8 protein-coding genes are annotated in these 12,139 nt (G+C 72.6%); 4 read left to right on the forward strand and 4 right to left on the reverse strand.

All coding sequences use genetic code 11. From position 1 onward, the window contains the following. Positions 1–24 precede the first annotated feature (24 nt). Both QF034_RS38440 and QF034_RS38445 read left to right on the forward strand, forming a co-directional pair. Entirely contained in the window at positions 25–1,686 is a 1,662-nt protein-coding gene (locus tag QF034_RS38440; RefSeq protein WP_307179278.1) for an amidohydrolase family protein, read from the forward strand. Positions 1,687–1,780: 94 nt separating this feature from the next. Continuing rightward, complete coding sequence (locus QF034_RS38445) at positions 1,781–3,760, forward strand: heavy metal translocating P-type ATPase (RefSeq protein WP_307179279.1); 1,980 nt, start codon at positions 1,781–1,783, stop codon at positions 3,758–3,760. A gap of 9 nt (positions 3,761–3,769) precedes the next feature. Here the strand turns inward: QF034_RS38445 and QF034_RS38450 are convergent, their stop codons facing one another. From QF034_RS38450 to QF034_RS38465, 4 genes are all read right to left on the reverse strand, one after another. Next, positions 3,770–4,837 (reverse strand): LacI family DNA-binding transcriptional regulator, encoded by a 1,068-nt coding sequence (locus QF034_RS38450; RefSeq protein WP_307179280.1) that lies wholly within the window; start codon positions 4,835–4,837, stop codon positions 3,770–3,772. Positions 4,838–4,925: 88 nt separating this feature from the next. Next, positions 4,926–7,310: a beta-galactosidase gene (locus QF034_RS38455; protein ID WP_307180077.1), complete on the reverse strand. Its 2,385-nt coding sequence runs from the start codon at positions 7,308–7,310 to the stop codon at positions 4,926–4,928. Then, a complete protein-coding gene (locus QF034_RS38460) occupies positions 7,304–9,070 on the reverse strand; it encodes a glycoside hydrolase family 35 protein (protein ID WP_307179281.1) in 1,767 nt (588 codons plus the stop codon). The genes QF034_RS38455 and QF034_RS38460 overlap by 7 nt, the downstream gene beginning before the upstream one ends. A gap of 53 nt (positions 9,071–9,123) precedes the next feature. Next, positions 9,124–10,317: an MFS transporter gene (locus QF034_RS38465; RefSeq protein ID WP_307179282.1), complete on the reverse strand. Its 1,194-nt coding sequence runs from the start codon at positions 10,315–10,317 to the stop codon at positions 9,124–9,126. 268 nt (positions 10,318–10,585) lie between these two features. Here QF034_RS38465 and QF034_RS38470 point away from each other — a divergent pair, with 268 nt between their 5' ends. Together QF034_RS38470 and QF034_RS38475 are read left to right on the forward strand one after the other, a co-directional pair. Then, positions 10,586–11,236: a maltokinase N-terminal cap-like domain-containing protein gene (locus QF034_RS38470; protein ID WP_307179283.1), complete on the forward strand. Its 651-nt coding sequence runs from the start codon at positions 10,586–10,588 to the stop codon at positions 11,234–11,236. A 27-nt stretch (positions 11,237–11,263) separates the two neighbouring features. Next, positions 11,264–12,115 (forward strand): phosphotransferase, encoded by an 852-nt coding sequence (locus QF034_RS38475; protein WP_307179284.1) that lies wholly within the window; start codon positions 11,264–11,266, stop codon positions 12,113–12,115. Positions 12,116–12,139: the final 24 nt, after the last annotated feature.

Raw genomic sequence — 12,139 nt, forward strand, 5'->3', positions numbered from 1 at the left:
CCCCCCCGACCGAGGACGTGGGCCGTGACCAGTGCAGGACGCCCGTACCGCCGACGCAAGAACGTCACCGTAGTGTCGCTCCTCCTGTTCGTGCTGGCCGTCGCGCTGGGTCCGACGCCCAGTTCGGCGGCCGGCTCCGGCTGGTGGAACCCGACCGCACGGCCCGCTCCGGACTCCCGGATCAACATCACGGGCGAGCCCTTCACCGGCACCGATGCCAAGGGCGACGTGCGCGGCTTCGTCGACGCGCACGACCACATTTTCGCCAACGAGGGCTTCGGGGGCCGTCTGATCTGCGGAAAGCCGTTCTCCGACCAGGGCGTCGCCGACGCGCTCAAGGACTGTCCCGAGCACTACCCGGACGGCTCGCTCGCGGTCTTCGACTTCATCACCAACGGGGGTGACGGCAGGCACGACCCGGTCGGCTGGCCCACCTTCAAGGACTGGCCGGCCCACGATTCGCTGACGCACCAGCAGAACTACTACGCCTGGGTGGAGCGGGCCTGGCGCGGCGGTCAGCGGGTGCTGGTGAACGACCTCGTCACCAACGGCGTCATCTGCTCCGTGTACTTCTTCAAGGACCGCGGCTGCGACGAGATGACGTCCATCCGGCTCCAGGCCAAACTGACGTACGACATGCAGTCCTTCGTGGACAAGATGTACGGCGGGCCCGGCAAGGGCTGGTTCCGGATCGTCACCGACAGCGCGCAGGCCCGTGAGGTGATCGAGCAGGGCAAGCTGGCGGTCGTCCTCGGCGTCGAGACCTCCGAGCCCTTCGGCTGCAAGCAGATCCTCGACATCCCGCAGTGCAGCAGGGCCGACATCGACAAGGGTCTGGACGAGCTGTACGCGCTGGGCGTGCGCAGCATGTTCCTGTGCCACAAGTTCGACAACGCGCTGTGCGGTGTCCGCTTCGACTCGGGTTCGCTCGGAACGGCCATCAACGTCGGACAGTTCCTGTCGACGGGCACCTTCTGGAAGACGGAGACGTGCAAGGGCCCGCAGCACGACAACCCCATCGGCAACGCGACGGCGGCCGCGGCCGAGGAGAAGCTCCCGGCGGGCGTGCGGGTTCCCTCGTACAAGGCGGACGCCCAGTGCAACGTGCGAGGACTCACCGGACTCGGGGAATACGCCGTCCGCGGCATGATGCGGCGCGGGATGATGCTGGAGATCGACCACATGAGCGTCAAGGCCACCGGCCGGGTGCTCGACATCTTCGAGGCCGAGTCCTATCCCGGCGTGCTCTCCTCGCACAGCTGGATGGACCTGGACTGGACCGAACGGGTCTACGGCCTCGGCGGCTTCATCGCCCAGTACATGCACGGGTCCGAGGGCTTCGTCGCGGAGTCGAAGCGCACCCAGGCCCTGCGCGACAAGTACGGCGTGGGCTACGGATACGGCACCGACATGAACGGCGTCGGCGGCTGGCCGGCCCCGCGCGGCGCGGACGCCCCCGACAAGGTCACGTACCCCTTCAAGAGCGTCGACGGCGGCTCCGTCATCGACCGGCAGACCACCGGCGAGCGCACCTGGGACCTGAACACCGACGGCGCCGCCCACTACGGCCTCGTCCCGGACTGGATCGAGGACATCCGCCGGGTCGGCGGCAAGGACGTGGTGGACGACCTGTTCCGCGGCGCCGAGTCCTACCTCGACACCTGGGGGGCCGCCGAGAAGCACTGAACCCGGGGCAGACGGTCATCGATGAAGACATGAATCAGTCTTCATGTGTTCCTGTATGGTGGGGAGGCACGCGCACCCGCCTGAAGGACTCCTGATGACCTCCACCCTCACGCCGCCTCCGGTCGACCGGGCGGAGCCCGCGCGCACCGGGACCGCACCCCGGCGGCGTACCCGTGTCCTCGCGCTCCCCGAGGCGCGCTGGGCCGCGGCGGCCACCGTCCTCTTCCTGCTCGCGCTGCCCTTGCAGCTGACCGGCGCACCCGCCTGGACCTGGGGCCCGCTCTACGCCCTGTCGTACGTCACGGGCGGCTGGGAGCCGGGCTGGGAAGGGCTCAAGGCGCTCAAGGAGCGCACGCTCGACGTCGACCTGCTGATGGTCGTCGCCGCCCTGGGCGCGGCGGCGATCGGGCAGGTCATGGACGGTGCCCTGCTCATCGTCATCTTCGCCACCTCCGGCGCGCTGGAGGCGCTGGCCACCGCCCGCACCGCCGACTCCGTCCGCGGCCTGCTCGATCTCGCCCCCGCCACGGCCACCCGGCTGACCCCGGACGGCGGCGAAGAAGCCGTGTCCGTCGAGGAGCTGGCGGTCGGCGACACCGTCCTCGTCCGCCCCGGTGAGCGCGTCGGCGCCGACGGCCGTGTGCTGGACGGGGCGAGCGACGTGGACCAGGCGACCATCACCGGCGAGCCGCTCCCCGTGGCGAAGGAGCAGGGCGACGAGGTCTTCGCCGGCACCCTCAACGGCACCGGCGCCCTGCGGGTCCGGGTCGAGCGCGACGCGTCCGACTCGGTTATCGCGCGGATCGTCCGGATGGTGCAGGAGGCGTCCGAGACCAAGGCGCCCACTCAGCTGTTCATCGAGAAGGTCGAACAGCGTTACTCACTGGGCATGGTGGCGGCGACGCTGGCCGTCTTCCTGGTGCCGCTCGCCTTCGGCGCCCAGCTCACCGACGCGCTGCTGCGCGCCATGACGTTCATGATCGTGGCCTCGCCGTGCGCGGTCGTGCTGGCGACCATGCCGCCCCTGCTGTCGGCCATCGCCAACGCCGGACGGCACGGCGTGCTGGTGAAGTCGGCCGTGGTGATGGAGCGGCTCGGGCAGGTCGACGCGGTCGCGCTGGACAAGACCGGCACGCTGACCGAGGGCAGCCCGCGGGTCACCGACGTCCGGCCGCTGCCCGCGTCCGGTCTGGACGAGGGGGAGTTGCTGACGCTGGCGGCAGCCGCCGAGCGGCCCAGCGAGCATCCGCTGGCCCGGGCGGTCGTGGACGCGGCCCGCGAGCGCGGTCTCGGACTGCCCGACGCGCAGGACTTCACCTCCGCGCCCGGTGTGGGAGTGACCGCCGTCGTGAGCGGCCGTGCGGTCGCCGTCGGCGCCCCGTCCCGTCTCCTGGACGGCACGGGCAGCACGGTCGCCGCCGTCGCCGGGGAGCTGGAGGAGTCCGGCCGTACCGCCGTCCTGGTCCTCGTCGACGGCGCCCCCGCCGGGCTGCTCGGCATCGCCGACCGGCTGCGCCCGGACGCCGCCGCCACCGTCGCCGCGCTCACCCGGCTCACGGGAACCGCCCCGGCGCTCCTCACCGGCGACAACCCCCGGGCCGCCGCCCGCCTCGCCGCCGAGGCCGGCATCGACGACGTGCGCGCCGGACTGCTGCCCCAGGACAAGCTGACGGCCGTTCAGGAGATGGAGCGCGCGGGCCGCAAGGTCCTGGTCGTCGGGGACGGCGTCAACGACGCACCCGCCCTGGCCGCCGCCCACACCGGGATCGCCATGGGCCGGGCGGGCTCCGACCTCGCGCTGGAGACCGCCGACGCCGTGATCGTGCGCGACGAACTCGCGGCGGTCCCCACCACCGTGGCCCTCTCGCGCCGCGCGCGCCGGCTGGTCGTGCAGAACCTCGTCATCGCCGGGGTGTTCATCGCCGGTCTCGTCGTCTGGGACCTGGCCGGAAACCTGCCACTGCCGCTGGGCGTCGCGGGCCACGAGGGCTCCACGGTCCTGGTCGGTCTGAACGGCCTGCGTCTGCTGCGGGAGACGGCCTGGCAGCGGGCGGCAGCCGAGGGCAGCGACTGACGAACGCCGTCAGCCCACCGGCGGCCGGCCGGTGCTGGCACGCACCACGAGATCCACGGGAACGAGCGTGTCGACGCGAGGCTGTTCCCCGGGTCCGTCGATGCGGTCCAGGAGAAGCCGCAGGGAACGGGTGCCGATCTCGGTGAAGTCGGTGCGGACGGTGGTCAGCGGCGGCAGGAGATGCGCGGCCTCGGGGATGTCGTCGTAGCCGACGACGCTGACGTCCCCGGGAACGGAGCGCCCGGACTCGTGCAGGGCGTGCAGCAGGCCCAGCGCCATCTGGTCGTTCGAGACGAACACCGCCGTCACCTCCGGGCGCCGGGCCAGTCGGCGGCCCAGGTCGTAACCGGAGTCGGCGCTCCAGTCCCCGGCGAGCGGGGCCGGGACGTCGGCACCGGCCGCCTGGAGTGTCTCCTGCCAGCTCGCCAGCCGGTGGTCGGCGGACGTCCAGCCGGCCGGGCCCGCGATGTGCCAGACGGTGGCGTGCCCGAGGCCGAGCAGGTGCTCGGTGGCCTTGCGGGCACCGGTGCGGGAGTCGCCGGTGACCGGGGGCGTGCTGTCGTCGAGGGCGCTCTCCAGCACCACCAGGGGAGTCCCGAGGTCGGTCTGCGCCAGGGTCCGGCCGACCCACTGCTGCGGGGCGATCGCGATGACGCCGTCCGCGCCCTCGGCCGACAGCCGGTTCACGGCCTCGACGACGGTGTCGTGGTCGGCCGTGTCGAGCGCGATGGAGCTCACCAGGTAACCGGCGTCCTGGGCCGCGGTGTTGATGGCGGTCAGAATGGACGCGGGCCCGTACCGGGCGGCGTCGAAGGAGATGACCCCGAGCATCCGGGTCCGGCCGCTGGCCAGCGACCGCGCGCTGCGGCTGGGCCGGTAGCCGAGGGTGCGCATGGCGTCCAGGACCGCCTCGCGCGTCTGGGGGCGGACGGCCGGATGGTCGTTGAGCACCCGGGAGACGGTCTGCTTGGAGACGCCGGCCAGCCGGGCCACGTCGGCCATCACCGGCCGCGCGCCCGCGAAGTTGCGCCGGCTGCGGCCCTTGGGGACAGGGCTGTCGGTGGCGCTCGGTGTCATGGCGGGTGATTCCTCGACGTCGGTTACGGCGGTCCTGACCCCGCCCGGCAGGAGCACAGCATAGGCCGGGCGGCACCCGTGGGGTTGCTCAGCCGGCCCGCACCGTCCACGAGCGTGTGACCACCCACTCGGCGTGCTGCACACCCGCCGCACGCCACGCTTCACCCACCTGCCCCGGCACATGAACCCGGGCATCCGCCGCCAACGGCAGCACCCTCAGCCGCAGGCCTTCCGTTCTCAGCGCCTCGACCGGCAGCCGCTCCAGGCCGACGTCCCAGACCCGGCCCGAGAAGAACTGGTCGGCGACCAAGACGTCCCCCACATACGCCCGGGCCAGGTCACCCGTCCAGCGCAGCCGCAGCAGAACACCGGCGGGCGCCCGCAGCAGTTCCTCCGGTACGTCGACGCGGTACTCGGCGGCCACCGTCTCGACATACTTGTCCGCCGGCACGCTCGCCCGGCCCTGCACGCCGGTCACCGGCTCGGGCGCCGGTCCGGCGGGCCTGACCAGGGTGACGGGCACCGCACTGTCCGGGAGGGGCGCGGCCTCGATCGTGTAGCGGGTGAACACGCCGTCCGCCGCCTCCCGCGCCCGTGTCCCCGCCACCACCGGGGCGGAATCCGGCGCGGGCAGCACCGCGAACGACGGTTTGGCGGCCGGGCTGTGCAGCCGTACCTCGGCACCGTCGAAGACGACACCGTCCCCGCACAGCACCAGGCGCTCGGCTCCCCAGGCGTCCCCCCGGTAGACGGTACGGGCCGTCGCCGCGTCCAGGACCAGCAGCCCGACGCGTGAACCGTCGGCGGCCTCCACCTCGACCAGGGCGTCGGTGCCGGGCCGCACTCCGCTGACCAGGACCCGGTCGCCGACCGGTGTGACGTCGCCGGACGGTGTCGCGACGGACGCGACCGTGTCCGCGTCCAGGACCAGTTCGGGCACGATGCCGTCGGTCGCGGCCAGCACCAGGACCGTACGGCCGCCCGCCTCCACGGTGCACACCGGCTGCGCGGTCGCCCACTCCAGCCGCAGCCCGGCCACGTCCAGCCGCAGCGGCCAGCAGAAGCAGGCGCCGGACGGCACGGTCACGGGAGTGCTCGGCAGCGTCAGCGCGGGTGCGTCCGGGAAGGCGACCGTGAAGGCCGTGTCCGGGTGGTCGGGCAGCGGCTCGTGCGGCTGGTGGTTGGTCACGAACAGGAAGCCCGACGTGCCGTCGGTCCGGACGGCCCAGCGCAGCGTGTCCCGGTCGTGCTGCCCGGTCGGCAGCCGCTCGGGCAGCACGGACTCCATGGGCGCGATCCGGTCCCCGAAGCACTCCAGCAGCAGGTGCTGGAGCCGCAGTTCGTGGTACGAGGGCCGCACCTGGCCGTACTCGCCGAGCGGGGCCTGGAAGTCGTAGGTCAGGACCGGCAGGTCGTTGGGGTAGCCGGTGGCGTGCGACTCCTGAAGGGTCGTCAGCTCTCCGGGCGGGTTGGTGCCGCCGTGGAACATGTAGTAGCCCTGCCAGACCGAACCGCAGCCGATCTTGGTGAGCCCCAGCGCCGCCACGTCGGCGGCCTCCACCCGGGGACGCCGGTGGTAGGCCACCGCCATGCCGCCGCCCAGCTCGCAGGTGGCCCAGGGAAATCGGTCCGCCGGTACCGGGTCGGCGCCGCGTTCGGTCGTGGGCCGCAGGTCGGCGCCGATGCCCTCGTCGTCGCGCTCGTGGGTGAAGAAGAAGTGCTTGCGGCAGGTGTCGGGCCAGCCGCCGTCCGCCTCCGTCCAGAACGCCTCCGGATAGCCGCCGTACAGCGGGAGCAGTTCGTCACCCGGGAGCCGGACCCCGCCCCAGGCGGTCGACGTCCACAGGGGCGCGCTCAGTCCGGCCTCCTGGGCCAGGCGCTTCAGGGTGCGCAGATGACCGGGCTGGTCGTAGAGCTCGTTCTCGATCTGGATCGCGACGACCGGACCCCCGTGCGCCCGGTCCAGACCGCGCAGTTGCTCCGCGACGGCCGCGAACCAGGCGCGTACGGGCTCCAGATAGGCCGGATCGTCGGTGCGCGGCGTACAGGCGCGGGCGAGCAGCCAGTCGGGCAGGCCGCCGTTGCGCACCTCCGCGTGGCACCACGGGCCGATCCGCGGGATGAAGTCCAGGCCGTGGCGGGCGCACAGCTCGGCGAAGCGGCGCAGGTCGCGGTCGCCGTCGAAGCGGATCCGCCCCGCGATCTCCTCGTGGTGGATCCAGATGACGTAGGAGGCGACGGCACTCACCCCGCCCGCCTTCATCTTCAGCAACTCCTCCTCCCACTCCCGGGCCGGGTGGCGGGAGTAGTGGAACTCGCCGGAGACCGGGAACCAGGGGCGGCCGCCACGGGTGAGCCAGCGGCCGGTGACCTCGATCGGATCGGGCACGCCCGGCGCGTCCGCGAAGGGCAGGTGGCCGGTCGGCGGGGGAGCGGAGGGCGCGGGCACGCGCAGCCGGTGCGGGGTCACCAGGTGTTCTCCGGGCCGAGGTCGGGCGTGTCGGTCAGCTGCGCGCGGGTGGCGGCGGTGCCGTGCAGTTCCAGCAGGACCAGCTCATTGGTGCCCGGCCGCAGTACCGGCGCGGGGACGTAGAGCGTGTGCTGCGGGCCGCGGTTCCAGTAGCGGCCCAGGTGGAAGCCGTTGACCCAGGCCTGCCCCTTCGTCCAGCCGGGCAGGGCGAGGAAGGCGTCGGCGGGCGTGTCCACCTCGAACGTGCCGCGGTGGAAGGCCGGCACGGTGACCGCCGCCCCGTCGCCCGGGGCGAACGGCACCGCGTCCAGGTCGTGAAGCGGCAGCGGGTGGCAGTCCCAGCCGCGCAGGGCGGTGCCGTTGCAGGAGACGGGTCCGAGCAGGCCCTTCGGGGCGCCGATGCGGGGCCCGTAGTTGACACCGCCCATGTTCTCGACCAGCACCTCCAGCTCGGCGCCCGGGCGCGGGACACGCACCGGCAGCGTCTCGTCGTGGCGTTCGCGCTCCAGCACGCCGACGGGGGCGCCGTCGACGAAGACCTGGGCGCGGTCGCCGACACCGCCGGCGAAGTGCAGCAGGCCGTCACCGGAGGCGGGCAGGACGGTGCGGTAGAGCGCGTAGCCGGTGTGCTGCCCGAGCTCGCCCAGGGTCACCGGGTCGTCGGTGCGGACGGGCGCGGCGAGCACGTCGGCGAGGGGAAGCAGAGGTGCCCGGCGGTCCAACTCCACGCCGGTCGGCGGCAGTTTGGGGCCGGGCACCGGCACGGGCTCCTCTGGGACGCCGACGTGGCGGGCGATGACCTCGCGGAAGGCGTGGTACTTCGGGCCCGGGTCGCCGCACTCGGTGAGCGCGGCGTCGTAGTCGTACGACGTGACGGTGGGCTCGTAGGCGTGCTTGTGGTTGGCGCCGTTGGTGAAGCCGTAGTTGGTGCCGCCGTGGAACATGTAGAGGTTGACGGACGCCCCGGCGGACAGCAGCCGGTCCAGATCGGCGGCGGCGTCGGCCGCGTCCCGGACGTGATGCGGCCCGCCCCAGTGGTCGAACCAGCCGATCCAGAACTCCGCGCAGAACAGCGGGCCTTCGGTCTGGTACTCGCGCAGCCGCCCGAGGCACTGCTCGACCCGGCTGCCGAACGTACTGGCGGTCAGCACGCCCGGCAGGCTCCCGGCGGCCAGGTGCTCTGGGTCGGCCTGGTCGCAGGTGAACAGCAGCTCCTCGACGCCCCGGGAGCGGAACGCGTCGGCCAGGTGCTTGAGGTACGCGCCGTCGTCGCCGTAGGCCCCGTACTCGTTCTCCACCTGCACGGCGATGACGGGACCGCCCGCCGCGGCCAGGTGCGGCCGGAGCGCGGGCAGCAGCAGGTCCAGGTAGCGGTCGACGGCCCCGGTGAAACGCGGATCGCTGGACCGCAGCCGGATGTCCGGGTCCGAGGTCAGCCAGTCGGGCAGCCCGCCGCCGTCCCACTCGGCGCAGATGAACGGTCCGGGACGCAGCAGCACGTGCAGCCCCTCGTCCTGGGCGAGTTCGAGGAACCGGGGCAGGTCGAGGAAGCCGTCGAGCACGAGCGGGCCCTCGGGATCGGGCTGGTGGTGGTTCCACGGGAGGTACGTCTCCACCGTGTTGAGGCCCATCAGCCGCGCCTTGCGCAGCCGGTCGGACCACAGGCCGGGGTGGACACGGAAGTAGTGCAGGGCACCGGAGACGATCCGGAACGGCTCGCCGTGCAGCAGGAATCCGTCGGACGTCGTCGTCAGGGCGGGCATACGAGGCTTCCCTTCGGGGGGCGGGCGCAGGTCAATGGAAGTCGATGGGACTTTCAGCGAGAGCGGGTGACGCGGATCAGCCAGAGCGTGGCGCCCAGGCACACCGCCGAGACTCCGCACAGCAGGAGGGGCACCGCGCGGACCCCCGACCACTCGATGGCCTTGCCCAGCGCCGGCCCGGCGGCGACACCGCCGATCATGGACGCCGCGATGACCAGGGCACCGGCTCTGCGGGCGCGCGGGGCCGCCCGGTTCAGCCAGGGCAGACCGGTGGGGAAGATCGGCGCGATGAACAGACCGACACCGGCGTACGCGTACAGGGCCAGCGCCGGCACGGAAGCGGCCAGCAGACACACCGTCATCCCCGCGCAGGAGACGGTGATGATCGCCTGGGCGGAGAAGCGGAGCGCGAGCGGCGCGACCAGGAAGCGGCCGACGGTCATCATCAGCCAGTACACGGACGTGGCGGTGGCGGCGACGCCCGCGCCGTAGCCGACGGTCTCCAGATGCGTGGGCTCCCAGCCGCCGACACCGGCCTCGATGCCGACGTGCAGGACGTAGAGCGCGACGAAGACGGCGAGTACCGAGGCGAGGCTCCGCCGGAGGACCCCGCCACCGCCCGTCGCGTCCCCGGGCGGGACGGGCGCGTCGTTCCGTACGCCCCTCAGGCACAGCAGCAACGGCAGGTTGGCGAGGGCGAACCCGAGGAAGACGGCCGGGTAGTGCTCCGAGCCGACCACGCCGATCAGGGCGGGGCCGAGGATGGCGCCGATGCCGAAGTGGGCGTGGAGGATGTTCAGCATCGCGGTCGAACGGTGGCCGAAGCCGACGGCGAACAGCTGGTTGAGCCCGTAGTCGATGCCGCCGAAACCGAGCCCGGCGAGCAGGGCCGCAGCCAGGGCGGTGGGCCAGCCGGGTGCCAGCGCGAAGCCCGCCGCGCCGAGCGCCATCAGCAGGTAGGAACTGCCGAGGAGGTGCCGGTTGCCGACCCGCCCGTAGAGCCGGTCGAAGAGCAGCACACCGGCCACGCCGCCGACGAAGTGCGCGCTGAGCCCCAGCCCCGCGGCGGACGGCGAGAGCCCGAACTCCGCACGGACGCCGGGGATCGCGGGCCCGTACAGGGCCTGCAACGCACCCATGAGCACGAAGCCCGCACAGGAGGCCACCACGGCGGCCCCGCTGAACACCGGGGCCGACGAAGCGGGGGAGAGGCTGACCGCGCGCTGCGCGGTGGGCTGGTCGGTCACGCGGACTCCCGGGGACGGCCGGCCGGGTGGGGCGGGCGGAGAACAGGTCGCGTACGGCTCGAAGCGAGGGCGGGCGAGGGTGATGTTACCGGTAACATCACCCTCGCCGACACCCCTTGACGGCAGAATGAAAAGCCCGGGCAAGCTCCGCGCTGCCGCGGCCCCTCCCGATAATCGCGTGGTGAAGCCGGTGCGGCGGCTGATCTAATGCGCGCATGGGCCACCCGCGCCCTCTGGCCGGCGCAACGGACGGAAGGAAACCCTCGGCATGGCAGTCATCCACCGCACTACGGTGACACCGACCAAGCTGGAACTGCTCACCGTCTGGCTGCCGTCCCGCCCGTGGTACCGCGGTGGCGCGGCCGAGCCGAAGCTCGCCAAGGCCGGCGGGTTCCGGCTGGACGACCCGCAGGGCGAGGTCGGGATCGAGTTCATGGTCGTCACCGACACCTCGGGCCCTCAGCCCGTCACCTACCTGGTGCCGCTCACCTATCGCGGTGCCCCGCTCGACGGGGCTGAGCACGCCCTCGTGGGCACCATGGAGCACGGCGTGCTCGGGCAGCGCTGGGCCTACGACGGGTGCCACGACCCCGTGCTGGTCGCCCAGTTGGCTGCCCTGATCGAGGGGCGGGTGCAGGCCCAGGCCCAGAGCGTCAGCCACGAACCCGACCGGGAGGTCGCCGCCTCCCACACCGGCGAAGGCCCCCTCCCCACGGACTTCGTCGCCGCTGACGACCAGGACGGCACCCGGCTGACCGCCCCGCACGGCACGACCCTCCACCTGCACCGCGTCCTGCGGCCTGCCCCGGACGGCCCGCTTCCGCCGTCCCAGGGGGCGACCGGCCAGGTCACCGGCACCTGGCAGCTCCCGGACGGCACTCGTGCCCGCGGGGTCTTCGCCGTCCTGCACACTCCCTAGTGCTCAGGGGAGAGGGGGCAGGCGACGATGCAGGCGTCTGAGGTCCGTCGTGCGGTGGCCGCGGCCCTGTCGACCGCCTCTTCACTCGGCCTGACAGCCGACGACGCGCTCGTTCTCCATGACTCGAACAAGCTCACTCTGCGTCTGCTGCCTTGCGATGTCCTGGCCCGGGTGGCACCTGCGGCGCATCAGATCGCACGGTTCGAAGTCGAGCTCGCCCAGCGGCTCGCCGGAGCCGGGTGCCCTGTGGCTGCTCTCGAGCCTCGGGTGGAGCCACGCGTCCACGAGCGTGACGGCTACGAGATCACGCTGTGGACCTACTACGAACCCGCGACACCTTCCGAGATCTCACCGGCCGACTACGCCACCGCGCTCAATCTGCTGCACACCGGCATGCGCCAAATCGACGTTCCCACGCCGCACTTCACGGACCGAGTCGAGCAGGCTCAACAACTCGTGGCGAACCACGACCGCACTCCGGCGCTCGCCGACGCGGACCGGAAACTGCTCGGCGACACGCTGCGGAGCCTGAGACGAGCGATCGGCGAGCGCGGCGGCGCGGAACAGCTGCTGCACGGCGAGCCGCACCCGGGCAACCTGCTCACCACGCAGAACGGCCTGCTGTTCATCGACCTCGAGACGTGTTGCCGTGGGCCGGTCGAATTCGACCTCGCCCATGCACCCGAAGAAGTCGGCGAGCACTACCCGGGTGTCGATCAGGACCTGCTGCGCGAGTGCCGGATCCTGGTGCTGGCGATGATCACAACGTGGCGCTGGGACCGGGACGACCAGCTCCCCGACGGGCGCCGGCTGGCCGGGGAGTGGCTCAGCCAGATCCGGGCGGCACTCGATCGCAACGGCCTGGATTCCCACGGTTGAATTCCCGGTGACCGACAGCTGTGG

It is taken from the genome of Streptomyces africanus (assembly GCF_030816955.1).
In the GTDB taxonomy this organism is placed as follows: Bacteria; Actinomycetota; Actinomycetes; order Streptomycetales; family Streptomycetaceae; genus Streptomyces; species Streptomyces africanus.

Excerpts from the sequence above, each read along its gene's own strand:
- QF034_RS38445 (WP_307179279.1), top strand. The coding sequence starts at position 1,781 with ATGACCTCCACCCTCACGCCGCCTCCGGTCGACCGGGCGGAGCCCGCG.
- QF034_RS38450 (WP_307179280.1), bottom strand. The coding sequence starts at position 4,837 with ATGACACCGAGCGCCACCGACAGCCCTGTCCCCAAGGGCCGCAGCCGG.
- QF034_RS38460 (WP_307179281.1), bottom strand. The coding sequence starts at position 9,070 with ATGCCCGCCCTGACGACGACGTCCGACGGATTCCTGCTGCACGGCGAG.
- QF034_RS38470 (WP_307179283.1), top strand. The coding sequence starts at position 10,586 with ATGGCAGTCATCCACCGCACTACGGTGACACCGACCAAGCTGGAACTG.
- QF034_RS38475 (WP_307179284.1), top strand. The coding sequence starts at position 11,264 with ATGCAGGCGTCTGAGGTCCGTCGTGCGGTGGCCGCGGCCCTGTCGACC.